We start from the raw sequence: 26,162 nt of genomic DNA on the forward strand, positions 1-26,162 counted from the left end.
CTGGGTCCACGCCGCGCTGGAAGGCCCGGCTGCCCCTCCAGGATAGAAGGCGCGGCGAGCGCCGGCGCCGCCTGGCCACCGAATCCGCCCCGCGCCGGGTCTCCGGTCGAATTCAATTGCAGGACAAGGTTTTTCCCTGTCCCGGGGCGTTCTCGGCCTGCCGCGCCGACATCTGTGTCACAGTGACGTAATTCGCCGGTATGACCGTTCATTGCGCGGACGTGTTCATGATCTCCACAATCCGCTGAAGATCGTCCACCGACCCGAACTCGACGACGATCTTGCCCTTGCGCTTGCCCAGGCTCACCGTGACCTTGGTATCGAAAGCTGTGGAGAGCTGTTCGGCGACATCCTGCAGACCAGGCATGTGGATCGGCTTACGACGGGGCGCCGAGGGCGTCGTTCCTCCGTCACTGCGGTTGGCCAGCGTCACTGCCTCCTCCGTCGCGCGCACCGACAATCCCTCGGCGACGATGCGGGCGGCGAGTTCTTCCTGGGCGTCAGCCCCTGCCTCCAGCGACAGCAGCGCACGCGCGTGGCCCGCCGACAGCACGCCGGCCGCGACCCGTCGCTGCACCGCGATCGGCAGGCGCAGCAGGCGGATCATGTTGGTGATCAGCGGACGCGAGCGCCCGATGCGCGCCGCGAGTTCATCGTGGGTGACTTCGAACTCTTCCAGCAGCTGCTGATACGCGGCCGCCTCTTCGAGTGGGTTCAGCTGTACCCGGTGGATGTTCTCCAGCAGCGCGTCACGCAGCATGCTGTCGTCGGCGGTCTCGCGGACAATCGCCGGGATCGTCGTCACTCCGGCCTGTTGGGCCGCCCGCCACCGGCGCTCCCCCATGACGAGCTGGTAGCGCGGCGAGTCGTCATCCTCGGCCGCCGGCGCGGCGCGCACCACGATCGGCTGCATCAGTCCGAACTCGCGAATGGAGTGCACCAGTTCTGCCAGCGCCTCTTCGTCGAACGACTGGCGGGGCTGGCGTGGGTTCGGATCGATCCTCGACGGGTCGATCTCCCGGTACACCGCGCCCACCGAATTCTCCTCGGGTGGCGGCGGTGGACCCGACGCCGGTCCGCCGAAGACGGCGTCGGCGGCCGCGGCACCCATCCGCGGACCCATCGTCGCCGAATCGTTGCCTTCGCCATCGGCCGGCCCCGTGGGGATCAAGGACGCGAGGCCGCGGCCCAGTCCACTTCGCTTGCGAGCCGCGTTGTTCATCGATTCCCTCTTCTCATCGAGCAGGTCCGCGCCGGGCGTGCGCTCATCGGGCTTGTTCCTCCAGCCCGCGGTGCGCCAGTTCTCGACTCGCATCCAGGTAGCTCATCGCCCCCCGGGAGCCGGGGTCGAAGTCGATGATCGTCATGCCGTACCCCGGCGCCTCGGACACCTTGACGCTGCGGGGGATGACGGTGCGCAACACCTTGTCGCCGAAATGTGCTCGTACGTCCATCGCGACCTGATCGGCCAGCTTCGTCCGGCCGTCGTACATCGTCAGGACTACCGTCGTGACATCCAGCTCGGGATTGAGATGCGACTTCACCATCTCGATGTTCCGGAGCAACTGCCCGACGCCTTCGAGGGCGTAGTACTCGCACTGGATCGGAATCAACACCTCCGGAGCGGCCACCAACGCGTTGATCGTCAGCAAGCCGAGCGAGGGCGGGCAGTCGATGAAGACGTAGTCGAAGTCGTGGTGCTTCAGCTCGGCCAGCGCCGTTCGGAGCCGGCCCTCCCTCGCGACCATGCTGACCAATTCGATCTCGGCACCGGCAAGGTCGATGGTGGCGGGGATGCAGAACAGGCGCTCGTTGTGCGGGCTGCGCTGCAGTGCCGTCTCGACCGGGATGTCACCGATCAGGACCTCATACGACGACGGGGTCCCGGGTCGGTGTTCGATCCCCAGCGCCGTGCTCGCATTGCCCTGCGGATCCAGGTCGATGACGAGGGTCCGCAGACCCTGCAGCGCCAGCGCGGCGGCGATGTTCACCGCGGTGGTCGTCTTGCCGACGCCGCCTTTCTGGTTGGCGATGGTCAGGATGCGCTGGCGCGCGGGTCGCGGCGGCTGGCCTTGGGTGGCCGCCTGCATCAATCGCACTGCACGTTCGGCCTCAGCGCCGATGGGCGTATCCACGTCCGGGGAACTCCACGTTTCACGTGAAACATCGGCGGGGTCGTCCTCGGGTTCCCGGCTCTCGGGAACTGCCATCATCTGCGCTTCCTTCCCGGCGGCCGTTCGCTCCGCGGTGTCCCCTGCAACCCTACGACCACCGTCACGGGCGGATCCACGAATTGAGCGCCACATTTCATCACCTTCACCTCAGTCACGCCCAGTCCCGTCATTGCCCGGCGATGCTCTTCGATTTCTTCTTTCGCCCGCTCCCCTTTGATCGCCAGCATGCGACCACCGGGGCGTAATAGCGGCGTACTCCACTTCGCCAGCTTGTCGAGGGATGCGACCGCTCGCGACACCACCGCATCCACCTCCCCGACTTCGGCCCGAACCGCTCGGTCCTCCGCCCGGCCACGCACGACGACACAGGCGAGGTCCAGCTCGGCGATCACCTCACGGAGAAAATCGCTTCGCCTCAACAGTGGTTCGACGAGCGTCAGGGAAAGGTCCGGTCGGGCCAACGCCAACGGTATCCCGGGCAGGCCCGCTCCACTACCGATGTCGGCGATCCGCTCGCCGTGGCTGAGCAGTTCCGACACCACTGCGCTGTTGAGCACGTGCCGGTCCCAGACCCGATCGACTTCGCGGGGGCCCAGCAAGCCACGTTCGACCCCAGCGCCGGCCAAGATCCGCGCGTACCGATAGGCCCGGTCCGCCGCGTCGCCGAAGAGCGCTTCGACCGCGTCGGGCGGCGGGGCCACTTCAGCGTGTTTCACGTGAAACATCCTCCGAACATCCGCGGCGAACCAACACCACTCCGAACGAACTACATGGATGTAACTCCAGTCAGTCGGCGAGAACCACCACGCGCCGCGCCGGCTCCACGCCCTCGCTCTCGCTGTGCACGCCCTGCACTGCGGCGACCGCGTCGTGCACGATCTTCCGCTCGAACGGTGTCATCGGGGACAGCTCTTCGCGGTCCCCTGTCTCCAGAACCCGGCGCGCCACCTTGTCCCCCACGGCGGCCAGTTCCTCGCGACGGCGCTTACGCCACTGCGCGACATCCAACATCAGCCGACTCCGCTCGCCCGTCTTCTGGTGCACGGCCAACCGGGTCAACTCCTGCAGGGCGTCGAGCACCTCGCCCTTGCGCCCGACCAACTTGGTCAGATCCCCGCCACCGTCGATGCTCACCACGGCGCGGTCGCCTTCCACGTCGAGGTCGATGTCACCGTCGAAGTCCAACAGGTCCAGCAGCTCTTCCAGATAGTCGCCGGCGATCTCGCCCTCGGCGACCAATTTCTCCTCGAGATCCTCGCCGCCTTCGGCGCCGTCATCCGTGTCGGTCTCGATGGGATCGACGTCCTCGCTACGTTCGGCCGTCTCGACCGGAGCAGCAGTCTCCGAATTCGTCATGCAATCACCTCTTCCTCTTTCGCGGTCGCCCGCGCGTCAACGTTTGCGCTTCTTCGGCCGAGCGCCGGGTTTCGGAGTGCGGCTGACGGCGCCATTGCGCGCGGCTGGTTTCGCCTTCTGCGCACCACCCGGCGGATCCCGCCGGGCCGCACCCGCGTCGCTCGCACCCGCGTCGGTGGACCCATTGGTCTCGGTACCGTCGGGCACCGCGTCCGCGTCGCCGTCAGTCGTGGGCGACTGCGGATCACCGTCCGCCTCCGTGGCCGCGTTGGCGGCCGACTTCTTCTTGCGGCTGGGCTTGGATCCGGGAGCCGGGGCATTGGCCGCCCGGCGCTCCAACGCCTCGAGCTTCTTCTGCTCTTCTTCCTTCTCGATCTTGCCGAAGACGTAGTGCTGCTGACCGAACGTCCAGACGTTGTTGGCAAGCCAGTACAGGATGATCGCCAAGGGCAGGAACGGACCGCCGACCACAACACCGAGCGGGAAGACGTAGAGCGCGAGTTTGTTCATGATTGCGGTCTGGGGATTGGCCGCAGCTTCGGGGCTCTGCCGCGAAATCGAGGCCCGGCTGTTGAAGTACGTGGCGATGCCTGCCGCGATCATGATGGGCACCCCGACTGCGATCAGGGCAGTCCGACTGAATCCTCCGAACTGGGTGAATGCCTCGAGCCCCGACTTCTGAATCATGAAGGCACCTAGCGGTGCACCGAAGAAGTTCGCGTCCAGAAAATGCCCGACATCGGTGGCGCTGAAGACGTAATTGCCCAGGCTACGGTTTTCATCCACCGACAGGTTCAGGTGGCCGATGCCGAACCCGCCTGTTCGGTTGAAGGACCGCAGCACGTGAAACAGGCCGATGAACACCGGGATCTGCGCGAGCATCGGCAGGCATCCGAGAATCGGGTTGAAGCCGTGCTCGCGTTGCAGCTTCTGCATCTCCAGCGCCATGCGCTGGCGATCCTTGCCGTACTTCTTCTGAAGTGCCTTGATCTGTGGCTGCAGTTCCTGCATCTGCCGGGTGGTGCGGATCTGCCGGACGAACGGCTTGTAGAGGATCGCGCGCAGGGTGAACACCAGGAACACCACCGACAGCGCCCACGCGAAGAAGTTCGACGGTCCGAGTAAGAAGGCGAAGGCCTTGTACCAAACCCACATGATCGCCGACACCGGGTAGTAGATGATGTCGAGGCTCAACCAATTAAACACGCGTTTGACTCTCTCCTTGGTGCACCGTGCTGGGCCGGCGCTCGGCTACGTCACAGGCACCTTCGGCGGCTTCGCCGCGGTGCTCCGCGCGGTCGGTCTTTCGATCGGGTATCGGGTCCCATCCTCCGTTATGCCATGGGCCACATTTCAGCAGGCGGACGAGTGCCAGCCACCCACCCCGGATCAATCCGAACTCGGTGAGCGCCTCGACGGCGTACTGGCTGCACGTCGGCGTGAATCGACAGGTCGGCAGTCGCAACGGCGAGATGGTGTGGCGATAGAGCTGGATCAGGAAGACCACTGTCCGTGCGCCCCGCGACCGCGAGGTCACTTCGATTCTCCGGAACGCATCCTGATCTTCTGCAACGCCGTGCGAAGCTCCGCCTCCAGCCGAGGTGAGATCGCGTTGCGACTGCTCGGCAACGCACGGATCACCACGCGGTCCTCGGCATCGAGCTCATGGAGAATGGTGCGCGCGGCATGACGAAGCCGACGGGACACGCGATGCCTCTGTACTGCATTGCCTACTGCTTTCGACACGACCAGACCGATCCTGGGTCCAGGGTCTCCGGCCTTGTCGGCGCGGGTGTACAGAACCAGGTCCGGTTGTGCGGCTTTGGTGCCGCGACTCACCGTGAGGCCGAACTCGGCCGAGCGCGTCATCCGGTACTGCGCCGGAAGCACCGCGTCAGACCTTGCGCCGCATCACGCAGTCAGTGAGCGACGGCCCTTGCGGCGCCGGTCCGACACAATGGCCCGGCCGGCGCGCGTACGCATCCGCAGCCGGAACCCGTGCACCCTCGCCCGACGGCGATTGTTGGGCTGAAAGGTCCGCTTGCCCTTGGCCACGGCTGTCACTCCTTGTTGCGTCTGGCCGCCGCGATCCCGCCCCATGAACCCTCATGACAGGCGTGTCGCAGTCGGCCGCTGGTAAGTTCGTCCGTCTAACATTGCTAACCGGCGCGGCCTCCGGCAGTACCGGATCGCAGCCGTACCGCCACGTGCGGGCGACTGTTCGAGGGTACTGACGAGGATTCGCTGGGTCAAACCTGCGAAAACCCGCTCGGCGTATGGGCATGCCCACCACACCAACCACAGCTGTCACGCTCATCAGGAACTATTGAGCCCGTACCGAACTGGCACAAAAATCGCGTCTCCGCAATGTTGCAGAACTGTTGGCACTCGGAGAGAAAACTGTTAGCTTCTGGCAATGCCGATTCCACGCCGGAACGGCGAAAGACAACGAAGCGAGGCTGTCCACTCCGTCGCGAGCCCACTGGAAATGCAGGAATACACCTGCCCAATGACGAGCTCCGGCCAGCGGTAGCCACGCCGGTAGACAACCAGACGGCGATGAACGTCCTCTCTCCACAACCTGGGGATAACTTTGTGGACAGTTCGTTTCCGTCCTTTTGGCCGTCCCTGGGCCGGCCGCTAGGGGGTGCGGGTCGTTGACAACTGACCCCGATCCGCCCTTCGTCGCAATCTGGAACAACGTCGTCGCCGAGCTCAATGGTGTCGCCGGCGCGGCCAACGGGGTGCTCACGCCGCAGCAACGGGCCTGGCTCAAGCTGGTCCGTCCGCTCGTCATCACCGAAGGTTTTGCACTTCTGTCGGTTCCCACCGCCTTCGTCCAGAACGAGATCGAACGTCACCTCCGCGAGCCGATCGTCACCGCGTTGAGCCGCCAGCTCGGACAGCGTGTTGATCTCGGCGTCCGGATCGCAGACCCCGGCCCGGACCACAGCGACGACCTCCATGCCGGAATGCGCGAAGCCGTTGCCCCGGATGTCGACGACGTCGACGACGACGTCGACGAAGACCTGGCGGCCCGCGCCAGCGCCGAGGAGAGCTGGCCGTCGTACTTCTCCAAACGCGCCAACACCTCGCCGGCCGATGACACCGCCGTCACCCTCAACCGCCGCTACACCTTCGAGACCTTCGTCATCGGCGCCTCCAACCGGTTCGCCCACGCCGCGTCGCTGGCCATCGCCGAAGCACCGGCGCGCGCCTACAACCCGTTGTTCATCTGGGGCGAATCCGGGCTGGGCAAGACCCATCTGCTGCACGCCGCCGGGAACTACGCGCAGCGGCTGTTCCCCGGTATGCGGGTCAAGTACGTCTCGACCGAAGAGTTCACCAACGACTTCATCAACTCGCTGCGCGACGACCGCAGGGCGTCGTTCAAGCGCACCTATCGCGACATCGACGTGCTGCTGGTCGACGACATCCAGTTCATCGAAGGCAAAGACGGCATCCAGGAAGAGTTCTTCCACACCTTCAACACGCTGCACAACGCGAACAAGCAGATCGTGATCTCCTCCGATCGACCGCCCAAGCAGCTCGCCACCCTGGAAGACCGGTTGCGCACCCGCTTCGAGTGGGGACTGATCACCGACGTCCAGCCACCGGAACTCGAGACCCGGATCGCCATCCTGCGCAAGAAGGCTCAGATGGACCGGCTGGACGTCCCCGACGACGTGCTCGAGTTGATCGCCAGCCGGATCGAACGCAACATCCGCGAACTCGAGGGCGCGCTGATCCGGGTCACCGCGTTCGCCTCACTCAACAAGACAGCGATCGACAAGTCCCTGGCCGAGATCGTGTTGCGTGATCTGATCTCCGATGCGTCCACGATGCAGATCAGCACCGCCGCGATCATGGCGGCCACCGCCGAGTACTTCGAGACCAGCATCGAGGAGCTACGCGGCCCGGGCAAGACCCGCGCGCTCGCCCAGTCGCGCCAGATCGCGATGTATCTGTGCCGTGAGCTCACCGACCTGTCCCTGCCCAAGATCGGGCAGGCGTTCGGCCGCGACCACACCACCGTGATGTACGCGGAGAAGAAGATCCGTGCCGAGATGGCCGAGCGCCGTGAGGTCTTCGATCACGTGAAAGAACTCACCACCCGGATCCGCCAGCGCGCCAAGCGCTGACAATTCCCCTGCCGCAAACCGCAACGATCGTGGTTCTCTGCTGCCTCCTCGACGATGGATCCCAAAAAAACTTCCGCCCCGGTCGTCACACCAGTCACAGGATCTCCCTGTGCACCGACATGTGCACAACCTCGGGTCAATCGTCGAGCGGGCACCGGATCGGTCCACAACGCCGGCCCCATCCCCAGCCGCCCCCAGGTTGCCCACCGGGTATCCACATTGCGCCAACACCCCGTCATGCCCGTCTGCCTGCGGCGGACCACTGCTATCCCCAGACTCCACAGGACCTATTACTGTTGCTCTTAGATATCTATGGATTTCTTCTAGAAGAAGGCAGCTGGGGACACCCCGAACTTTTGTGCCTCGCCAGTCGTTACCCGCCCAGATGTCGGCCGCATCGATTAGCTTTCAAGTTGGGGCCGGAAGCTCTACGGTGGTTCATCGACAGCCGTTTCGGTCGTCGTAGCGCGTCCGGGGCGACGCGGCATGCGACGCCGGTAAACCGCTGATTATGGCTTTTGTCGGGTGTGCATCGAAGGGACGCTATGAACGTGGCGACGGCAGGTCTCACGGATTTGAAGTTTCGGCTGACCCGGGAAGACTTCGCTGACGCGGTTGCCTGGGTGGCACGCAACCTGCCGTCCCGGCCGACGGTCCCGGTGCTCGCCGGGGTGCTGCTCACCGGATCGGACGACGGTCTGACCATCTCGGGGTTCGACTACGAGGTCTCCGCCGAGGTGCAGATCGCCGCTGAAATCGCTTCTCCGGGAAGCGTTTTGGTTTCCGGACGGCTGTTGTCCGACATCGTCAGGTCGTTGCCGGCCAAGCCGGTCGACGTCAGCGTCGAGGGCACCCGGGTGTCGCTGACCTGCGGCAGCGCCCGTTTCTCGCTGCCGACGATGGCCGTCGAGGATTACCCGACCCTGCCCACGTTGCCCGATGAGACCGGGATGGTTTCCTCGGATCTGTTCGCCGAGGCCATCGGCCAGGTGGCTGTTGCCGCCGGCCGTGATGACACGCTGCCCATGCTGACCGGCATCCGGGTCGAGATCTCCGGTGAGAAGGTGGTTTTGGCCGCCACCGACCGTTTCCGTCTGGCGGTACGGGAGCTGACCTGGTCGACTGAGACCGCCGGGGTGGAAGCCGCGGTGCTGGTGCCGGCCAAGACGCTGGCGGAAGCCGCCAAGGCGGGAACCGACGGCGAAGAAGTGCATCTGGCGCTCGGGTCCGGTCCCACCGTCGGTAAAGAGGGACTGTTGGGGATTCGCAGCAGGGGCAAACGCAGCACCACGCGCCTGCTGGACGCCGAGTTCCCGAAGTTCCGTCAGCTGTTGCCCAGCGAACACACCGCCATCGCGACCATCGCGGTCGCCGAACTCAGTGAAGCGATCAAACGTGTCGCGCTGGTCGCCGACCGCGGAGCGCAGGTCCGGATGGAGTTCGCCGACGACGTGTTGCGGTTGTCGGCCGGCGCCGACGATGTGGGCCGTGCCGAAGAGGACCTGCCGGTGGAGTTTTCCGGCGATCCCCTGACTATCGCGTTCAACCCGACGTACCTCACCGACGGGCTCAGCTCACTGCATGCGGAACGGGTGACGTTCGGTTTCACTACCCCCAGCCGCCCAGCGGTGTTGCGTCCGGCGGGAGAAGATGGTGGCGACGCCGGTGGCACTGGACCTTTCCCGGCCGCTCAAACCGACTATGTCTACTTGTTGATGCCGGTGCGCCTGCCAGGGTGACCCGATGGCACCGACAGGAGAAGGGGCGTTGACATGCAATTAGGTCTCATCGGGCTCGGCAAGATGGGTTTCAACATGCGTACCCGTCTGCGCGAGGGAGGTCATGAGGTCGTCGGATACGACCCGAGGCCGGAGGTCTCCGATGTCGGATCGCTGGAGGAGCTGGCCTCGGCGCTGGAGTCGCCGCGCGTGGTGTGGGTCATGGTGCCGTCCGGCACCGTGACCGAGCAGACCATCTCGGCTCTGGCCGGGATTCTCAGCGACGGCGATCTGGTGATCGACGGCGGCAACTCGCGATACACCGAGGATGCGCCGCATGCAAAGGTTTTGGGGGACAAAGGCGTTGGGTTCATAGATGCTGGTGTTTCCGGCGGCATCTGGGGCCTGACCGAAGGTTACGGACTGATGGTGGGCGGCTCAGACGCCGATGTCGAACGCGCCATGCCGATCTTCGACACGCTGCGGCCGCCGGGGCCCGTCGAGGACGGCTTTGTTCACGTCGGGCCGGTCGGGGCGGGACATTTCGCCAAGATGGTGCACAACGGTGTCGAGTACGCCCTGATGACGGCTTACGCCGAGGGCTACGAGATGCTGGCCGCCGAAGACCTGGTGAAAAGCCCGCAGGCGGTCTATCAAGCCTGGTCGAACGGCACCGTGGTGCGCTCGTGGCTGCAACAACTGCTCGCCAGGGCGCTCAAAGAAGATCCGGGGCTCGCCGAGATCAGCGGTTACACCGAGGACTCCGGCGAGGGCCGGTGGACGGTCGAGGAAGCGATTCGGTTGCGGGTTCCGGTTCCCAGCATCGCTGCCGCCCTGTTCGCGAGATTCCTTTCCCGCCAAGATGATTCGCCGACGATGAAGGCGGTGGCAGCGCTTCGTAACCAGTTCGGCGGCCACGCTGTCAAGCGAGTGAGCGAGTCCGGGTGACCGGGGTGTATCCGTGCATGTCCGCCACCTTGCGCTGACCGACTTCCGGTCCTGGGAGCGCGTCGAACTCGATCTCGAACCGGGACGCACGGTGTTCGTCGGCCCCAACGGTTTCGGTAAGACGAATCTGATCGAGGCGTTGTGGTATTCGTCGACACTGGGCTCCCACCGGGTGGCATCGGATGCACCACTGATTCGTGCCGGTGCCGACCGCGCGGTGGTATCGACGATCGTGGTCAGCGACGGCCGCGAGCTCGCTGTTGATCTTGACATCACGTCGGGGCGGGCGAACAAGGCCCGGTTGAATCGGTCCCCGGTGAGGTCGGCCCGCGAGATCCTGGGTGTGTTGCGCGCGGTGTTGTTCGCGCCGGAGGACCTGTCGCTGGTGCGGGGCGACCCGAGTGAGAGGCGACGCTATCTCGACGAGTTGGCGACCACCCGACGTCCCCGAATCGCCGGGGTGCGGGCCGATTACGACAAGGTGCTGCGGCAGCGGACCGCCCTGCTGAAGACCGCGGCCGGCGCCCGGTTTCGTGGTGATCGCAGCGCGCTGGAGACCCTCGATGTGTGGGACGGGCACCTCGCCGCCCACGGGGCCCAATTGATCGCTGCCCGAGTGCAACTGGTGACCGAACTGGCTCCCGAGGTGGAGAAGGCCTATCAGCTGCTCGCGCCCACGTCCCGGCCGGCGACGATCCGCTACCGCAGCAGTGTGGACGTGGTCGAGAATGAGGCAGCCGCCGGCATCGCCGACGCCGAGGTCTTCGAGGCGGCGTTGCTCGATGCGCTGAGCCGCCGCCGGGAAGCCGAGCTGGAGCGCGGCGTGTGCCTGGTCGGACCACACCGCGACGATCTGGAGTTGCGGCTCGGCGAACAGATCGCCAAAGGCTTTGCCAGCCACGGTGAATCGTGGTCGGTGGCCCTGGCCCTGCGGCTGGCGGCCTACGAACTGCTTCGCACCGAGGGCGGGGATCCGGTGTTGTTGCTCGACGACGTGTTCGCCGAACTCGACAGTGCCCGAAGGGAAGCGCTCGCCACGGTCGCGGCCTCGGCGGAGCAGGTCCTAGTGACCGCTGCAGTACACGAGGACATCCCCTCCGACTGGGACGTGCGGCGGGTCGACATCACGATGCACGACGGCGACCACGGTCGGATCTCGGCGGTGAAGTGATGGATGACGAACACCTCGACGGAGACAGCGCCGACGACGGCCCGGTGGGGCCGCCGGCGGACCTGACGCGAATCAAGGGCATGGACCTGGTGCGGCGCACGCTCGAGGAGGCGCGCGGGGCGGCACGGGTGCAGGGCAAGAACGTCGGCCGCGGCCGGACTTCCCCCGCACCGCGGCGGGTCGCGGGCAACAGCAGGCGTCGCTGGTCCGGCCCGGGCCCTGACGGCCGCGATCCGCAACTGCTGGGAGCGGCCACCAGCGATCTGGCGCGTAGCCGGGGTTGGTCTGGTCGGGTCGCCGAGGGCTCGGTGTTCGGCCGGTGGCGTTCGGTGGTCGGTGAGCAGATCGCCGCCCACGCGACGCCGACGTCGTTGAACGACGGTGTGCTCACGGTGTCGGCCGAATCGACGGCGTGGGCGACGCAGCTGCGGATGGTGCAGGCCCAGCTGTTGGCCAAGATCGCCGCGGCGGTCGGCGACGGGGTGGTCACCTCGTTGAGAATCGTCGGACCGGTGGGGCCGTCGTGGCGCAAGGGTCCGTACCGGGTGCCGGGAAGGGGACCACGCGACACCTACGGGTGAGTCTCTCCTTACCACTGGCTGAGAGCGCCGACAAGGATTCATCCACAACTCTCAGGCGTCGGCACGTATCGAGATTCGAGAAATTCCGCAGACGGCGCAAATAGGTGTGCAGAAACGCCGCCTCAGAGTCAGTGCTGACAGTGCCTGACGGTAGACTCGGTGAGAGATCCGCGAGGGGCCGTCGCCCCCCGCATGCGAACCCCAAGGAGACGCGTTCAACGTGGCTGCCCAGAAGAAGAGTGCTTCAAATGAGTATGGCGCCTCCGCCATCACGATTCTGGAGGGCTTGGAGGCTGTCCGGAAACGTCCGGGCATGTACATCGGCTCTACCGGTGAGCGTGGCTTGCACCACCTTGTCTGGGAGGTCGTCGACAATGCCATCGACGAGGCCATGGCCGGCTACGCCACCAGGGTGGACGTCAGGATTCTGGCTGATGGCAGCGTTCAGGTCACCGACGACGGGCGTGGCATCCCGGTGGAGATGCACGCCAGCGGCGCGCCCACCGTCGACGTGGTCATGACCCAACTGCACGCCGGCGGCAAGTTCGGCGGCGAGAACAGCGGTTACAACGTCAGCGGCGGTCTGCACGGTGTGGGCGTCTCGGTGGTCAATGCGCTGTCCACCCGGCTGGAGGCCACCATCCTGCGTGACGGTTACGAGTGGTTCCAGTATTACGACCGCTCGGTGCCCGGCACCCTCAAGCAGGGCGGCCCGTCCAGCAAGACCGGCACCACCATCCGGTTCTGGGCCGACCCCGACATCTTCGAGACCACCGAGTACGACTTCGAGACCGTCGCGCGTCGTCTGCAGGAGATGGCATTTCTCAACAAGGGCCTGACCATCGACCTCACCGATGAGCGGGTCACCGCCGAAGAGGTGGTCGACGATGTGGTGAGCGACACCGCCGAGGCACCGAAAACCGCCGACGAGAAGGCTGCGGAAGCCGCCGGTCCGCACAAGGTCAAGCACCGCACCTTCCACTACCCCGGCGGTCTGGTCGACTATGTCAAACACATCAACCGCACCAAGACCCCGATCCAGCAGAGCATCATCGACTTCGACGGCAAGGGTCCCGGCCACGAGGTCGAGATCGCGATGCAGTGGAATGCCGGCTACTCCGAATCCGTCCACACGTTCGCCAACACCATCAACACCCACGAAGGCGGCACGCACGAGGAGGGTTTCCGCAGCGCGCTCACCACGGTGGTGAACAAGTACGCCAAGGACAAGAAGCTGCTCAAGGAAAAAGATCCCAACCTCACCGGCGACGACATCCGTGAGGGCCTGGCAGCGGTGATCTCGGTCAAGGTCAGCGACCCGCAGTTCGAGGGTCAGACCAAGACCAAACTCGGCAACACCGAGGTGAAGTCGTTCGTCCAGAAGATCTGCAACGAACAGCTCTCCCATTGGTTCGAGGCCAACCCTGCCGAAGCCAAGACCGTCGTCAACAAGGCGGTCTCGTCGGCGCAGGCCCGCCTGGCCGCCCGCAAGGCGCGGGAGTTGGTGCGCCGCAAGAGCGCCACCGATATCGGCGGACTGCCCGGTAAGCTGGCGGACTGCCGCTCCACCGATCCGGTTCTGTCGGAAGTGTATGTGGTGGAGGGTGATTCGGCCGGCGGCTCCGCCAAGAGCGGCCGCGACTCGATGTACCAGGCGATCCTGCCGTTGCGCGGCAAGATCATCAACGTCGAGAAGGCACGCATCGACCGGGTGCTCAAGAACACCGAGGTCCAGGCGATCATCACCGCGCTGGGCACCGGCATCCATGACGAGTTCGACATCTCGAAGCTGCGCTACCACAAGATCGTGCTGATGGCCGACGCGGACGTCGACGGCCAGCACATCTCGACCCTGCTGTTGACGTTGCTGTTCCGGTTCATGAAGCCTCTCATCGAGCACGGGCACGTGTTCCTCGCGCAACCGCCGCTGTACAAGCTCAAATGGCAGCGCAGCGAGCCCGAGTTCGCCTATTCCGACCGGGAGCGTGACGGTCTGCTCGAAGCCGGCCGGGCCGCGGGCAGGAAGATCAACGTCGACGACGGCATCCAGCGCTACAAGGGTCTCGGTGAGATGGATGCCAAGGAACTGTGGGAGACCACAATGGATCCGAGCGCACGGGTGCTGCGGCGGATCACGCTCGACGACGCCGCGGCAGCCGACGAACTGTTCTCCATTCTGATGGGCGAGGACGTCGAAGCCCGGCGCAGCTTCATCACCCGCAACGCCAGAGACGTTCGCTTCCTGGATGTTTGAGTCGACCTACGAGGGATCTGAATGACTGACACAACGCTGCCCCCCGGCGACGAAGCCGGCGACCGGATCGAACCGGTCGACATCCAGCAGGAGATGCAGCGCAGCTACATCGACTACGCGATGAGCGTGATCGTGGGCCGGGCGCTGCCGGAGGTCCGGGACGGGCTCAAGCCGGTGCACCGCAGGGTGCTGTACGCGATGTACGACTCCGGCTTCCGGCCCGACCGCGGGCACGCGAAGTCGGCGCGCTCGGTCGCCGAGACGATGGGTAACTATCACCCGCACGGTGATTCGTCGATCTACGACACCCTGGTCCGGATGGCGCAGCCGTGGTCGCTGCGCTACCCACTGGTCGACGGTCAGGGCAACTTCGGCTCGCCGGGCAACGACCCGCCGGCCGCCATGAGGTACACCGAAGCGCGCCTCACACCGCTGGCAATGGAAATGCTGCGTGAGATCGACGAGGAGACAGTCGATTTCATCCCGAACTACGACGGCCGAGTTCAGGAACCTACCGTTCTGCCCAGCCGGTTCCCCAATCTGTTGGCCAACGGCTCCGGTGGCATCGCGGTCGGTATGGCGACCAACATGCCGCCGCACAACCTGCGCGAGCTGGCCGAGGCCGTGTTCTGGTGTCTGGACAACTACGACGCCGACGAAGAGACCACGCTCACCGCGGTCACCGAACGGGTCAAAGGACCGGACTTCCCCACCCACGGTCTGATCGTCGGCTCGCAGGGAATCCACGACGCGTACACCACCGGCCGCGGTTCGATCCGGATGCGGGGTGTGGTCGAGGTCGAGGAGGACTCGAGAGGCCGCTCCCTGCTGGTCATCACCGAGCTGCCGTACCAGGTGAACCACGACAACTTCATCACCTCGATCGCCGACCAGGTCCGCGACGGCAAGCTGGCGGGCATCTCCAACATCGAGGACCAGAGCAGCGACCGTGTCGGGTTGCGCATCGTCGTCGAGGTCAAGCGCGACGCGGTGGCGAAGGTGGTGCTCAACAACCTCTACAAGCACACCCAGCTGCAGACCAGCTTCGGGGCCAACATGCTGTCGATCGTCGACGGGGTCCCCCGAACCCTGCGCCTGGATCAGCTGATCCGGCTCTACGTCGTCCATCAGTTGGACGTCATCGTCCGCCGGACCACCTACCGGCTGCGCAAGGCCAACGAGCGGGCCCACATCCTGCGCGGACTGGTCAAGGCACTCGACGCGCTCGACGAGGTCATCGCGTTGATCCGGGCCTCGGAAACCGTCGACATCGCCCGCGCCGGCCTGATCGACCTGCTCGACATCGACGACATCCAGGCGCAGGCCATCCTCGACATGCAGCTGCGGCGCCTGGCCGCCCTGGAGCGGCAGCGCATCGTCGACGACCTGGCCAAGATCGAGGCCGAGATCGCCGACCTCGAGGACATCCTGGCCAAGCCGGAACGTCAGCGCGCCATCGTGCACGACGAGCTCAAGGAGCTCGTTGAAAAGTACGGCGACGACCGCCGCACCCGCATCATCCCGGCAGACGGGGACGTCGCTGACGAGGACCTGATCGCCCGCGAAGAGGTCGTCGTCACGATCACCGAGACCGGGTACGCCAAGCGGACCAAGTCCGACCTGTACCGCAGCCAGAAGCGCGGCGGCAAAGGCGTCCAGGGTGCCGGGCTCAAGCAGGACGACATTGTCAACCACTTCTTCGTCTGCTCCACCCACGACTGGATTCTGTTCTTCACCACGCAGGGCCGGGTGTACCGCGCGAAGGCCTACGACCTGCCCGAGGCGTCCCGCACGGCGCGCGGCCAGCACGTGGCGAACCTGCTGGCGTTCCAGCCCGAGGAACGCATCGCCCAGGTCATCCAGATCAAGAGCTACGAAGACGCGCCGTATCTGGTGCTGGCCACCCGCAACGGCCTGGTGAAGAAGTCCAAGCTCGTCGACTTCGACTCCAACCGCTCCGGCGGCATCGTCGCGATCAACCTGCGCGACGGTGACGAGCTGGTCGGTGCGGTGCTGTGCTCGGCCCACGAGGATCTGCTGTTGGTCTCCGCGAAGGGTCAGTCGATCCGGTTCTCGGCGACCGACGAGGCGTTGCGTCCGATGGGTCGGGCGACCTCGGGTGTGCAGGGCATGCGGTTCAACGAAGAGGACCAGCTGCTGTCGCTCAACGTCGTGCGCGACGACACATACCTGCTGGTCGCGACATCGGGTGGCTACGCCAAGCGCACCGCGATCGAGGAGTACTCGTCGCAGGGACGCGGCGGCAAAGGCATCCTCACGATTCAATACGACCGCAGACGTGGCACCCTGGTCGGAGCGTTGATCGTCGACGACGACACCGAGCTGTACGCCATCACCTCCACCGGGGGTGTCATCCGGACCGCGGCACGTCAGGTGCGCAAGGCCGGACGGCAAACCAAGGGCGTGCGCTTGATGAACCTCGGCGATGGCGACACACTGATTGCCGTTGCGCGCAACGCCGAAGAAGATGCCGGTGATGACGCAGCGGACGGGTCGGACGACTCGTAACGCGACGCCCACTGCGCAGGCAGCAGGCACTGAGCTAAGGAGCCTCAGGTGAGCTCACCTAACGAGCCGGGATACCCGCGTGCGGGTGAGGGGTCCGGTGGGGCCAACGGCTCCGGGTCCGGACCCTCGTCCTCCGGCCACGAGGGTGGCTCGCCGGGGAATTCGACGACGAGCAATGCTCCGCCGTCGGGGGCCGGGCCGGCGCGCGGCGCCGCCTCGGGCGACGTCCCGCCGTGGCAACGGGGCCCGGTCACTCGTCGACAGCACCAGCAGCCCTCGGACGGACCTCCGTCCGGTGACGGTCCGCGGAGCAACCCGACGGGTCTGGATGCCCGGTTGAACCGCTTCATCGCAGGTTCGCCGGCGTCCGGCGGCGCCGCCTCGGAGGCGGACACCGGTGCGCGCAATGAGCGCACCGACGTGGTGCGCGCGGAGCCGGGTCGTCCCGAGCACGGCGCGCGTACCGAGGGTGGTTCGGGCGTCTACGCCAGTGAGATCCCGGACCTGTCGGGTCCAGTCCCCCGGCCGCAGCAGCAGCGCAAGCCGGCCGAGCGTCCGTCGTCCGAGCAGCCGGCGAGGGGGCAGGAGAAAGCGCAGGCACCTGGCAGGGTGCAGGTCGCGGCGCGGACGCACAAGGGGCCGGTGCGGGCGAGCATGCAGATCCGGCGCATCGATCCGTGGAGCGCGTTGAAGGTGTCGTTGGTGCTCTCGGTCGCGATGTTCTTCGTCTGGATGATCGCGGTGGCGTTCCTGTATCTGGTGCTCGGCGGCATGGGTGTGTGGAGCAAGCTCAACAGCAACGTCGGTGACCTGCTGACCAGCGCCAGCGGCAGCGCCGGGGGCGAGCTGGTGTCCAGCGGCACCATCTTCGGTGGGGCCGCGCTGATCGGGCTGGTGAACATTGTGCTGATGACCGCGGCGGCCACCATCGGGGTGTTCATCTACAACCTGACCACCGACCTGGTGGGCGGCGTCGAGGTCACTCTCGCTGACCGCGACTGAGGTGGCAGTCTTTCGGGTTTGGGCCACAGCTCACCGGTGCGGTAATCTCGTCGCTCGGCGCCCGCTCGCGGGCGTCCCCCGCTAGCGGTTCACGGGGCTATAGCTCAGGCGGTTAGAGCGCTTCGCTGATAACGAAGAGGTCGGAGGTTCGAGTCCTCCTAGCCCCACGGAAAGGTGTGCATCGATGAAGATGATGCTCCTGCTCGCCGCCGCAGTCGCAGCGGCCGCCGCACTGGTGGTGTGGCGGACCCAGCACGGCGCCGAGGTGTGGCACACCACCACCGACATGCCTTCCCGATAGGCACCCGGGGGCCTTAGCTCAGTTGGTAGAGCGCTGCCTTTGCAAGGCAGATGTCAGGAGTTCGAATCTCCTAGGCTCCACAAGCACGCTGACCCCCGCGTCAGCTCTCGAACTCGTCGATGAACGTGGTGATCTGCTCGATGCCTGGGCCGGGCCCGGTGGGGTCGGTCCAGGACTGCAGGGTGACCGTTCCCACACCGCGCAGCACGCGCAGATACTCAGTCACCTCGTCAGTCGACAATGTCTCGAGTCTCGCGGCGACCTCCGGCAGCACCGGCTTGAGCGCCGTGGCAATGCTCATGCCCCGGTCGGCGGCGGGGGCCCGGTTGAGCAGGCCGACGACGTGCTCGATGTCGGGCCGCGTCAGCCGGGGATAAACCGTCGCCAGATCCTCTTTCACGTCGTCCCTGGTGCTCATGTGCGCCTCTCGGTTGTCGAGCCCTCCAGCAGGCAGCCATACCCCGTGTGACCGGTCGGCTACACCTCAGCGTGCGGGCGGACATCCGCGGCGAGGTGACCCGGGATCTGCCTTCCGCTGCGACGAGATCCGAGTTCTGTAGACGTCGTCTCGCACTTCCACTGCAAAAGTCGGATCTCGTGGGATGTCGATGGTCCTCGGCAGCATTCCCGGGCATGAGCCAACCGCCGGCGTGAGGCAGCCACCTCCCCGACTCAGCACTCGACGACGTTCAGCGCCAGCCCACCCAACGACGTCTCCTTGTACTTGGCGGCCATGTCGGCACCCGTCTCGCGCATCGTCTTGATCGCGGTGTCCAGGCTGACGTGGTGGGTGCCGTCACCGCGCAGCGCCATCCGCGCCGCGACGATGGCCTTCACCGAGGCGACGGCGTTGCGCTCGATGCACGGGATCTGGACCAGCCCGCCGACGGGGTCACACGTCAGACCGAGGTTGTGTTCGATGCCGATCTCCGCGGCGTTCTCCACTTGGGCGGGTGTACCGCCGAGCACCGCGGCCAGTCCCGCGGCGGCCATCGAACACGCCGAGCCCACCTCCCCCTGACAACCGACCTCGGCCCCGGAGATCGAGGCGTTGGCCTTGAACAGCTGCCCGATCGCGGCGGCGGTCAACAGGAACTCGACGACCCGATCCTGCGTCGCGCCCGGCACGAACCGCCAGTAGTAGTGCAGGACGGCCGGAATGATCCCGGCGGCGCCGTTGGTGGGCGCGGTCACCACCCGGCCGCCGGCGGCGTTCTCCTCGTTGACGGCGAGGGCGAACACCGTGACCCAATCCATCGCGTAGAGCGGGTCGGCCGGGTCGGACTCGAGCGCGTCGGCGAGTGCATGGGCCCGCCGGCGCACCTTCAGGCCACCGGGCAGGGTCCCGCCGGTCTGCAACCCGTGCTCGACGCACTCGCGCATGGCCGACCAGATCCGCAGGAGCCCGTCCCGCAGCTCCGGCCCGTTGCCGAGGGCCTCCTCGTTGCGGGAGACGAGTGCGGCGATGCTGCAACGGTTTTCGTCTGCCATCGCGACGAGTTCGGTGCCTGTTCGGAACGGGAAGGGCAGCTCGGTGTCGTCGCGGGTACCTGCGGCGGCCTCGTCCTCGTCGACCACGAACCCGCCGCCCACCGAGTAGTACACCCGCCGCGCGAGGCTGGATCCGTCGCCGCGTAACGCAGTGAACACCATGCCGTTGCTGTGAAAGTCCATGGCTTGCGACGAAAGAACTATGTCCACCGTCGTGTCGAACTCGATGCCGCGCCCGCCGGGCAGCAGCAGCCGCCGTTCCGACGCGACCGTCTCGACCCGCGCGCGTGCGGAGGTGGGGTCGACTGTTTCCGGCTCGAACCCCTCGAGCCCGAGGACGACTGCACCGGGTGTGCCGTGTCCGGCGCCGGTGGCCCCGAGTGAGCCGAAGAGCTCTACCCGTAACCGGGACACGTCGGCGAGCACATCGTCTGCCGCCAGCCCGGCGACAAAACGCCGCGCGGCCCGCATCGGGCCGACGGTGTGCGAGCTCGACGGGCCGATGCCGATCGAGAACAGATCGAAGACCGAGACCGCCACGACCGGAGGGTGGTGACGCTACGGCCGCGGGGCGACGTCGACGCTCGGTGGCAGCGGGGACGGCTCCGGCTGCGCCGAGCGGCGGATGATCGTGAACGCGACCGCTCCCCCGGCCAGCACCGCGACGCCTACGCCGGCCAGCAGCAGCGGGCGGCGCCGTCCCCGGGAACGGCGCGCCTTGTCCAGTGCGTCGGGAAGACCTGCGACGACTTCCTGGGCGGCGGAGATCTCCGCCGCGATGGCGTCTTGGGCAGTGGCGAGATCGGCTTTCAGTTGCCGGGCGACCCGACCGCGTTCGTAGCGGTTGGTCACCCAGGCGGCCGAGGATCGGATCGAGTCCAGCCCGACGCCCACCGCTCCCCTGGTGACGTCCACCGGGCCGACCGCCGAGTACTTCAGGCCTCGGCCGAGCCGCTGACTCGGCGTCAAACGGACCACGGTCTTGGAGCTCATAACCCACCTCTTCCGGACGGACGGACGTCGCCTCACCAGCCTGCCACCTCTGCGAGCGCAAGGTGCCCGGATGGCCGGCAGACGGGGCGTGGCACACTGGCTTCCCGTGACGAGCTCCATTCAGACAGCGACCGCGACCCTGCACACCAATCGCGGCGACATCAAGGTTGCCCTCTTCGGAAACCACGCCCCAAAGACGGTGGCGAACTTCGTCGGTTTGGCGCAGGGCACCAAGGACTACAGCACCGAGAACGCCTCAGGCGGATCCTCGGGCCCGTTCTACGACGGCACGGTGTTCCACCGCGTCATCGACGGCTTCATGATCCAGGGCGGGGATCCGACGGGCACCGGTCGCGGCGGGCCCGGCTACCAGTTCGCCGATGAGTTCCACCCGGAGCTGGCTTTCGACAAGCCGTACCTGCTGGCGATGGCCAACGCCGGCCCCGGCACCAACGGTTCACAGTTCTTCATCACCGTCGGCAAGACGCCGCACCTGAACCGTCGGCACACCATCTTCGGCGAGGTCGTCGACCCCGAATCGCAGAAAGTGGTCGACGCCATCGCCACCACGGCGACCGACCGCAGCGACCGGCCGACGGAGGCCGTCGTGATCGAGTCGGTCACCATCTCCTGACCCCTGCCTGACCCCCCGCCGGAACGGTATTCCAGCCGCAAAATTCTGAGAAAAGCGCTGCTGGAATACAGTTCCGCGGCTAGGGGCGGTCGGCGGCGAACCCTGCCTCGGTCAGTGAGTCGAGCACCTGAAGTGGATCGGCGCCGAGGTCCCAACGGCTGAGCACCAGCAGCCGGTCGTCGGCGGTGTCGATCTCCAACAGGCGCACTTTTCGGCCGATCCGCCGGAACTCCGTGATCCGGATCAGCCGGATGTCGCTGCGCCCGAGTTGGCGGGTCCGCCACCAGCCGCGGTACACCAGAGATCCGTCGATGATTGCCAGTTTTGGTCGTGCGCGCCACGACATGACTGCAAACACCAGCAATCCGACCGCAGCGAGGCCCACCAGAATCCGACCGGGAGGGTCTGTGACCAGCGTCACAGTGCCTACGCCGAGGATGAGGCCCGCAACTCCCGCGCCGACCACCCCTGCGGTCGGTGGACCCCACTGTGTTTGCTGTGTGGACAATTCACACCCCTCTACCGCGCTGAACGCGGTTATCCACAAGTGCTATCCCCAATGGGGATGAATCACAAGCGTGTGATCCGGTGACCGCCAGGTTGCACGCAGGAGAACGCCACGCAGACAAGATGAATTCATCCAGCGGCGGGTTGGGGGTCACCGCCAGCGCATCGTGAGCAACAGCCCGGTGATCATGAAGGCAAACGCGATCGCGTAGTTCCACACGTTGAGGTCGGCCATCCACTGCAGGATGCTCGGCACCTCGGGCCCACTGCCGGCGAGCTGGAACACGATCAACCACACCAGCCCGATCAACATCAGGCTGATGAAGAACACCACGAACCAGATGCTCGACGGACCCGCCTTCACCTTGACCGGAGTCCGGCTCACCGGGTTGATGGTGAAGTCGTTCTTCTTGCGGACTTTGGACTTGGGCATGCGTACCTTCGGACGATCGGCGTCGGCAGTGCGACGATGTGTATGGCAAAGCCTAACGCAGCCCGCTCCGTCATCTGATGAGGAGACGAAACGATGGACACCCGCAGCCGTTCCCCGCGGCCACGGTCGGCCTGGCGTTTCGGCGTCCCGGTCGTGTGTGTGGCGGCCGGACTGCTGCTCGGTACCACCCACACCGTCGCCGGCGGCGACGAGATCCGGCGCAGCGAAGCACCACGCCTGGTCGATCTGGTCCGCGGGACGCAGCAGTCGGTCGACCGGTTGACCGCCCAACGCGACGCCATGGCCGCCCAGATCGACAACCATCACGGCGGCTCCCCCGGCAGCGCCGCCGCACTGGCCGCGATCACCCGTCGTGCCGATGTCCTGGCGGGTCAAGCGGGCCTGACCCCGTTGAGCGGCCCCGGTCTGGTGGTGACGCTCAACGACGCGCAACGCGACGCCGAGGGGCGCTTTCCCCGCGACGCCTCCCCCGACGATCTGATCGTGCACCAACAGGACATCGAAGCCGTCCTCAACGCGCTGTGGAGCGCGGGCGCCGAGGGCATCCAGATGCAGGACCAACGGATCATCGCGACGTCGGCACCCCTGTGCGTGGGCAACACGCTGCTTCTCAACGGCCGCACGTACAGCCCGCCCTATGTCATCACCGCGATCGGCGATGCCGCCGCGATGCAGCAGGCGCTGACCGAGGCGCCCATGGTGACGCTCTACAAGAGATACGCGGCGAGGTTCGGCCTCAGCTACACCGAAGAAGCCCGCGACGTGGAACTGGCGGGCTATCAACCGCCGGTCCGAATGGAGTACGCGAAACCAATAGGTCCGCTCGGCTACTGAATTGACGCACTTGTAAAAGTAGCTAACCGACACCTGATGAACGGCGGGCTGCTATACAAGATCCCATCAGGCCACCGGTGTGAGCTGCAACAGAGGGGCAGCATGCACCGGTGGCGGTTGTTTCGCGGGGTGGATTTCCCGACCGTGCCGACGCCCGAGTGAGTTAACCACGACCCATTCTCGGCAAATCGCAGCGTCCGCAGGCTCGACCAAAGGGAGATGAATGAACGGCACCGCGCGTCGTGTGTTGGCAGCAGCGATCGCCCTGCCCGCGGCGACAGTCGTCTCACACGCGCCGGCGGCTTCAGCGGCGACGGTGCTGGCCGTCGAAGGCACGTTGCAACCCACCCGGACCACCCAGACCGCTTTCAACGGAGCGTTCTGCGCACAGAACACCTGCCGATCGATCAACAACGCGCGGACGCCTTTTGATGTGCGACCGGGATCGCTTCAACTACAAGCAGCGCTCGACTCCACCCCAGGCGACGTCATTCTGATGGGCTTCTCGCTAGGCGCCGCGTCGATCTACGACCGGCTGCGCGAGTGGGAGGACGAGCCCGATCTGGCGCCGGACCCACAGCGCCTCCGGCTGATCGTCACGTTCGGCAATCCAGAGAACAAGTACGGCGGCGACGACCGCGGGAATCCGTATGCGGGTCTGCCTGAAGTTCAGCCCTACCCGCATCTGGACGTGACGATGCAGTACGACAGCGTCGCTGACCGCGCCACCCGTTGGGGGTGGTACTCCGCAGTCAACAGCGCGTTCGCCCGGCACTTCGACTACTTCAAACCGTCCGACATCAACGATCCGGACAACCTTGTCTACCGGGACGACGGCGGCACCACCTACATGCTGATCGAAGCCGATGTGCTGCCGATGTTGAAGTGGATGGCGGGCTTCGTCCCGGCCGAGCGAATGGCCGAACTCGACGCCAAGTACCGGCCGCTGGTCGAACGCGACTACGACCGCCCCGAGTACGTCGAGCAGGGCGCGGGCGCAGACTGGGGTAACGGCAACCTGCCGCCCGCCCTTGCCGGCGGCGACGACCCGGCGGGCCAGGACGAGCAACGGCTGGATGACTCTGGAAGTGAGACAACAACTCTCGGCGTCGAGTCACAACCATCGGATCATCAAGTCCTGACGCGGCGGACCGATTCCGACGCGGACGACGACGAGGCTGTCGACGAGATCGATGACGTGGAAGCGTCCGACCATGTCACCGAGTGGGATGTCGCCAGGCTCCGTGCAGGGGCGACGACTGACGATGACTCCGACGATGCCGGTCACGACGACGGCGGGGAAGCAGTGTCGGAGAACAAGAGCTCCGACAGCGCCGACGGTGCCGGCGCCGGCGCAGGTCAGGATGACGCTGACGCCGAAGACGCCCGCAAACGCGATACCGGGCCCGCCGCGCCCTGAACATCGGCTACAGGCGGGCTGGGCCTGTCTGGCGCGCAAACGATGCGAACGCCGACGGACTGGCGTCACAATCTCTTAAGGACATTCGCGTAGAAGTTGCTGCGGATCCGGATTAGGCTGTCGGTAGCCGGTGCATCGGCGACGACCAACCGCTCGAAACAAGGGCGTTAACCAGCATGATCTTTCCCCGAGGGTGCTCGTTGACCCAGGGGTCGGGCGAGACCGGCGGTCTTGAATCGCCTTCGCCACGATAGACCCACGCAAAGTGCAGCAGTTGGACCCGCGCACGTTCTGGGTACACCGCAGCAATGAAGCAGCGTCCGCCGCTGAATACCTGGGAAAGCGTGTCGTGAACCGATTCGCTGGCGTCCCGACGACTTCCGGAGGCTACACATGAACCGCCGCCACAAGCGTGCCCTCGCAGCGGCCGTCGCCGCCCTGTCCATGCCGGCCGTCATCGCACTCTCGGCGGTACCCCCCGCTCTCGCGGCTACCGTGCTGGCCGCCGAAGGGACAACGCGGGCGAGTGGCGAAGCGCAAACGGCGTTCAACGGCGCATTCTGCGCACCGAACACCTGCCGCTCGCTCGGCCCCGGGCCGGTGGCTACGAGCACCAGTGCCCAACAGATTCAGACAGGCGTGGACACCACCCCGGGCGACGTCATTCTCATCGGTTATTCACTCGGCGCCAGCGGCGTCTACGACCGCTTGCGAGAATGGGAGCGCAACCCCGAACTGGCACCCGATCCTGAGCGAGTGGTGCTGATCGTCACGTATGGAAACCCGGAGAACAAGTTCGGTGGAAACCAACGCAACAGGAGTGGCGCGGGCCTGTCGGCCGAGCAACCCTACGAGCATCTGGACGTGGTCGTGCAGTACGACGGGGTGGCGGATCGACCTACTCGCTTCGGGTTCTATTCGCTGATCAACAGCGGCTCGTCGCGACATTTCACGTACTTCGAGGACGATATCGACATCAACGATCCGGGCAACCTCGTCTACCGCGAGGGCAACACCACGTACATGCTGATCGAGGCGGAAACGCTGCCGATGTTGAGGTGGGTGGAGCCGTTTGTCTCGGACGAACGGATGGCTGAGCTCGATGCCCGATACCGGCCGCTCGTGGAACGCGATTACGACCGCCCCGACTTCATCGAACAGGGTGAGGGCGCGGATTGGGGCAACGGAACCCCGCCGCCGAGTGTGTCAGACACGGACAGCGACGTGAGCCGTCTTCCCGAGGGGGGATCACTGAGCGCCACGAATACCGCTGCGATCGAGGATGAATCGAGCGCGGAGACCCGCATGGCGCGAGCGTCGCGAACCGACGACGTATCCGGCGACGACGCCGCAGGTGACGCGGATCTGCCGACCGCACCGATCGAGGACACCGAGGATTCGGGTGCCGACGCTGAGGACCTGGCGGACACCGAGGATTCGGGCGCCGACGCTGACGAACCGGCGGACACCGGGGATTCGGGTGACGATGATGACGCCAAGACGAAACGCGACACCACGCGGACCGCGACCTCCGGCGACGACGATGACCGTGACCGTGACCGTGACCGTGACCGTGACAGCAGCGTCAGCAGCGACAGCGGACCGTCGTCGGACGCCGCCTGAGATCGGAGAGCGCATACCCCTGGCGGTAGC

The 26,162-nt window shown here is 66.0% G+C and carries 25 protein-coding genes and 2 tRNA genes; 14 read left to right on the plus strand and 13 right to left on the minus strand.

Annotated elements, in window-relative coordinates:
- Positions 1-208: 208 nt before the first annotated feature.
- The 8 genes from BEMPMBAN_RS11525 to rpmH form a co-directional block, all read right to left on the minus strand.
- Complete coding sequence (locus tag BEMPMBAN_RS11525) at positions 209-1,222, minus strand: ParB/RepB/Spo0J family partition protein (RefSeq protein WP_159230551.1); 1,014 nt, start codon at positions 1,220-1,222, stop codon at positions 209-211.
- 43 nt (positions 1,223-1,265) lie between these two features.
- The gene (locus BEMPMBAN_RS11530; protein ID WP_159230517.1) at positions 1,266-2,213 is read right to left on the minus strand and encodes a ParA family protein; all 948 of its coding nucleotides are present in this window, start codon (positions 2,211-2,213) and stop codon (positions 1,266-1,268) included.
- Positions 2,210-2,890, minus strand: a complete 681-nt coding sequence (gene rsmG / locus BEMPMBAN_RS11535) for a 16S rRNA (guanine(527)-N(7))-methyltransferase RsmG (RefSeq protein WP_159230518.1) — start codon at positions 2,888-2,890, stop codon at positions 2,210-2,212. Before rsmG ends, BEMPMBAN_RS11530 begins: the two co-directional genes overlap by 4 nt.
- Before the next feature lie 70 nt (positions 2,891-2,960).
- Complete coding sequence (locus BEMPMBAN_RS11540; protein ID WP_159230519.1) at positions 2,961-3,530, minus strand: Jag family protein; 570 nt, start codon at positions 3,528-3,530, stop codon at positions 2,961-2,963.
- Positions 3,531-3,566: 36 nt separating this feature from the next.
- A complete protein-coding gene (yidC, locus tag BEMPMBAN_RS11545; RefSeq protein ID WP_159230520.1) occupies positions 3,567-4,736 on the minus strand; it encodes a membrane protein insertase YidC in 1,170 nt (389 codons plus the stop codon).
- Positions 4,729-5,067, minus strand: coding sequence for a membrane protein insertion efficiency factor YidD (gene yidD, locus BEMPMBAN_RS11550; protein ID WP_159230521.1), 339 nt, complete (start codon positions 5,065-5,067; stop codon positions 4,729-4,731). The genes yidC and yidD overlap by 8 nt, the downstream gene beginning before the upstream one ends.
- Positions 5,064-5,420 carry a ribonuclease P protein component gene (gene rnpA / locus BEMPMBAN_RS11555; protein ID WP_159230522.1) on the minus strand — a complete coding sequence of 119 codons (357 nt, stop codon included), beginning with the start codon at positions 5,418-5,420 and terminating at the stop codon, positions 5,064-5,066. Before rnpA ends, yidD begins: the two co-directional genes overlap by 4 nt.
- A 21-nt stretch (positions 5,421-5,441) precedes the next feature.
- Positions 5,442-5,585: a 50S ribosomal protein L34 gene (gene rpmH, locus BEMPMBAN_RS11560; RefSeq protein ID WP_014818477.1), complete on the minus strand. Its 144-nt coding sequence runs from the start codon at positions 5,583-5,585 to the stop codon at positions 5,442-5,444.
- Between the two features lie 602 nt (positions 5,586-6,187).
- Between rpmH and dnaA the strand changes: the two genes are divergently transcribed.
- The 10 genes from dnaA (at position 6,188) to BEMPMBAN_RS11610 (ending at position 18,256) form a co-directional block, all read left to right on the plus strand.
- Entirely contained in the window at positions 6,188-7,672 is a 1,485-nt protein-coding gene (gene dnaA / locus BEMPMBAN_RS11565; RefSeq protein WP_159230523.1) for a chromosomal replication initiator protein DnaA, read from the plus strand.
- 545 nt (positions 7,673-8,217) lie between these two features.
- On the plus strand, positions 8,218-9,411 hold the full coding sequence (dnaN, locus tag BEMPMBAN_RS11570; protein WP_159230524.1) for a DNA polymerase III subunit beta: 1,194 nt from the start codon (positions 8,218-8,220) through the stop codon (positions 9,409-9,411).
- Positions 9,412-9,444: 33 nt separating this feature from the next.
- The gene (gnd, locus tag BEMPMBAN_RS11575; RefSeq protein ID WP_159230525.1) at positions 9,445-10,338 is read left to right on the plus strand and encodes a phosphogluconate dehydrogenase (NAD(+)-dependent, decarboxylating); all 894 of its coding nucleotides are present in this window, start codon (positions 9,445-9,447) and stop codon (positions 10,336-10,338) included.
- A gap of 13 nt (positions 10,339-10,351) precedes the next feature.
- Positions 10,352-11,509, plus strand: a complete 1,158-nt coding sequence (gene recF, locus BEMPMBAN_RS11580) for a DNA replication/repair protein RecF (protein ID WP_159230526.1) — start codon at positions 10,352-10,354, stop codon at positions 11,507-11,509.
- Entirely contained in the window at positions 11,509-12,090 is a 582-nt protein-coding gene (locus BEMPMBAN_RS11585) for a DUF721 family protein (RefSeq protein WP_159230527.1), read from the plus strand. The genes recF and BEMPMBAN_RS11585 overlap by 1 nt, the downstream gene beginning before the upstream one ends.
- Positions 12,091-12,310: 220 nt before the next feature.
- On the plus strand, positions 12,311-14,344 hold the full coding sequence (gene gyrB / locus BEMPMBAN_RS11590) for a DNA topoisomerase (ATP-hydrolyzing) subunit B (RefSeq protein ID WP_159230528.1): 2,034 nt from the start codon (positions 12,311-12,313) through the stop codon (positions 14,342-14,344).
- A gap of 21 nt (positions 14,345-14,365) precedes the next feature.
- On the plus strand, positions 14,366-16,873 hold the full coding sequence (gene gyrA / locus BEMPMBAN_RS11595; protein WP_159230529.1) for a DNA gyrase subunit A: 2,508 nt from the start codon (positions 14,366-14,368) through the stop codon (positions 16,871-16,873).
- Between the two features lie 48 nt (positions 16,874-16,921).
- Positions 16,922-17,875 carry a DUF3566 domain-containing protein gene (locus tag BEMPMBAN_RS11600; RefSeq protein WP_159230530.1) on the plus strand — a complete coding sequence of 318 codons (954 nt, stop codon included), beginning with the start codon at positions 16,922-16,924 and terminating at the stop codon, positions 17,873-17,875.
- Between the two features lie 93 nt (positions 17,876-17,968).
- Positions 17,969-18,042 (plus strand) — tRNA-Ile (locus tag BEMPMBAN_RS11605).
- Between the two features lie 141 nt (positions 18,043-18,183).
- Positions 18,184-18,256, plus strand: a tRNA-Ala gene (locus BEMPMBAN_RS11610).
- A gap of 20 nt (positions 18,257-18,276) precedes the next feature.
- Here BEMPMBAN_RS11610 and BEMPMBAN_RS11615 read toward each other — a convergent pair.
- From BEMPMBAN_RS11615 to cwsA, 3 genes are all read right to left on the minus strand, one after another.
- Entirely contained in the window at positions 18,277-18,594 is a 318-nt protein-coding gene (locus tag BEMPMBAN_RS11615; protein WP_159230531.1) for a hypothetical protein, read from the minus strand.
- A gap of 254 nt (positions 18,595-18,848) precedes the next feature.
- Entirely contained in the window at positions 18,849-20,207 is a 1,359-nt protein-coding gene (locus BEMPMBAN_RS11620; RefSeq protein ID WP_159230532.1) for an L-serine ammonia-lyase, read from the minus strand.
- An 18-nt stretch (positions 20,208-20,225) separates the two neighbouring features.
- Positions 20,226-20,660, minus strand: a complete 435-nt coding sequence (gene cwsA, locus BEMPMBAN_RS11625) for a cell wall synthesis protein CwsA (protein ID WP_159230533.1) — start codon at positions 20,658-20,660, stop codon at positions 20,226-20,228.
- Positions 20,661-20,730: 70 nt separating this feature from the next.
- On the opposite strand from cwsA, the gene BEMPMBAN_RS11630 reads away from it, so the two are divergent.
- Positions 20,731-21,294, plus strand: a complete 564-nt coding sequence (locus BEMPMBAN_RS11630; RefSeq protein ID WP_200845948.1) for a peptidylprolyl isomerase — start codon at positions 20,731-20,733, stop codon at positions 21,292-21,294.
- A gap of 79 nt (positions 21,295-21,373) precedes the next feature.
- On the opposite strand, the gene BEMPMBAN_RS11635 is transcribed toward BEMPMBAN_RS11630, so the two are convergent.
- Positions 21,374-21,802: a PH domain-containing protein gene (locus tag BEMPMBAN_RS11635; RefSeq protein ID WP_159230535.1), complete on the minus strand. Its 429-nt coding sequence runs from the start codon at positions 21,800-21,802 to the stop codon at positions 21,374-21,376.
- Positions 21,803-21,952: 150 nt separating this feature from the next.
- Complete coding sequence (gene crgA, locus BEMPMBAN_RS11640; RefSeq protein WP_159230536.1) at positions 21,953-22,234, minus strand: cell division protein CrgA; 282 nt, start codon at positions 22,232-22,234, stop codon at positions 21,953-21,955.
- A gap of 93 nt (positions 22,235-22,327) precedes the next feature.
- Here crgA and BEMPMBAN_RS11645 point away from each other — a divergent pair, with 93 nt between their 5' ends.
- The 3 genes from BEMPMBAN_RS11645 to BEMPMBAN_RS11655 all read left to right on the plus strand — a co-directional run bounded on the left by BEMPMBAN_RS11645 (position 22,328) and on the right by BEMPMBAN_RS11655 (position 26,132).
- Positions 22,328-23,089, plus strand: coding sequence for a DUF881 domain-containing protein (locus BEMPMBAN_RS11645; protein WP_159230537.1), 762 nt, complete (start codon positions 22,328-22,330; stop codon positions 23,087-23,089).
- Between the two features lie 223 nt (positions 23,090-23,312).
- On the plus strand, positions 23,313-24,509 hold the full coding sequence (locus tag BEMPMBAN_RS11650) for a PE-PPE domain-containing protein (protein ID WP_234897416.1): 1,197 nt from the start codon (positions 23,313-23,315) through the stop codon (positions 24,507-24,509).
- 393 nt (positions 24,510-24,902) lie between these two features.
- The gene (locus tag BEMPMBAN_RS11655) at positions 24,903-26,132 is read left to right on the plus strand and encodes a PE-PPE domain-containing protein (protein ID WP_159230538.1); all 1,230 of its coding nucleotides are present in this window, start codon (positions 24,903-24,905) and stop codon (positions 26,130-26,132) included.
- Positions 26,133-26,162: the final 30 nt, after the last annotated feature.

Source organism: Mycolicibacterium austroafricanum (genome assembly GCF_902705885.1).
Lineage (GTDB): Bacteria > Actinomycetota > Actinomycetes > Mycobacteriales > Mycobacteriaceae > Mycobacterium > Mycobacterium vanbaalenii_A.

Coding starts and splice junctions, on each gene's coding strand:
- gyrA (WP_159230529.1), top strand. CDS start 14,366: ATGACTGACACAACGCTGCCCCCCGGCGACGAAGCCGGCGACCGGATC.
- cwsA (WP_159230533.1), bottom strand. CDS start 20,660: ATGAGCTCCAAGACCGTGGTCCGTTTGACGCCGAGTCAGCGGCTCGGC.
- gnd (WP_159230525.1), top strand. CDS start 9,445: ATGCAATTAGGTCTCATCGGGCTCGGCAAGATGGGTTTCAACATGCGT.
- dnaN (WP_159230524.1), top strand. CDS start 8,218: ATGAACGTGGCGACGGCAGGTCTCACGGATTTGAAGTTTCGGCTGACC.
- BEMPMBAN_RS11650 (WP_234897416.1), top strand. CDS start 23,313: ATGAACGGCACCGCGCGTCGTGTGTTGGCAGCAGCGATCGCCCTGCCC.
- BEMPMBAN_RS11645 (WP_159230537.1), top strand. CDS start 22,328: ATGGACACCCGCAGCCGTTCCCCGCGGCCACGGTCGGCCTGGCGTTTC.
- BEMPMBAN_RS11630 (WP_200845948.1), top strand. CDS start 20,731: ATGGCCGGCAGACGGGGCGTGGCACACTGGCTTCCCGTGACGAGCTCC.
- BEMPMBAN_RS11615 (WP_159230531.1), bottom strand. CDS start 18,594: ATGAGCACCAGGGACGACGTGAAAGAGGATCTGGCGACGGTTTATCCC.
- BEMPMBAN_RS11655 (WP_159230538.1), top strand. CDS start 24,903: ATGAACCGCCGCCACAAGCGTGCCCTCGCAGCGGCCGTCGCCGCCCTG.
- BEMPMBAN_RS11585 (WP_159230527.1), top strand. CDS start 11,509: ATGGATGACGAACACCTCGACGGAGACAGCGCCGACGACGGCCCGGTG.
- BEMPMBAN_RS11525 (WP_159230551.1), bottom strand. CDS start 1,222: ATGAACAACGCGGCTCGCAAGCGAAGTGGACTGGGCCGCGGCCTCGCG.
- crgA (WP_159230536.1), bottom strand. CDS start 22,234: ATGCCCAAGTCCAAAGTCCGCAAGAAGAACGACTTCACCATCAACCCG.
- BEMPMBAN_RS11530 (WP_159230517.1), bottom strand. CDS start 2,213: ATGATGGCAGTTCCCGAGAGCCGGGAACCCGAGGACGACCCCGCCGAT.
- BEMPMBAN_RS11540 (WP_159230519.1), bottom strand. CDS start 3,530: ATGACGAATTCGGAGACTGCTGCTCCGGTCGAGACGGCCGAACGTAGC.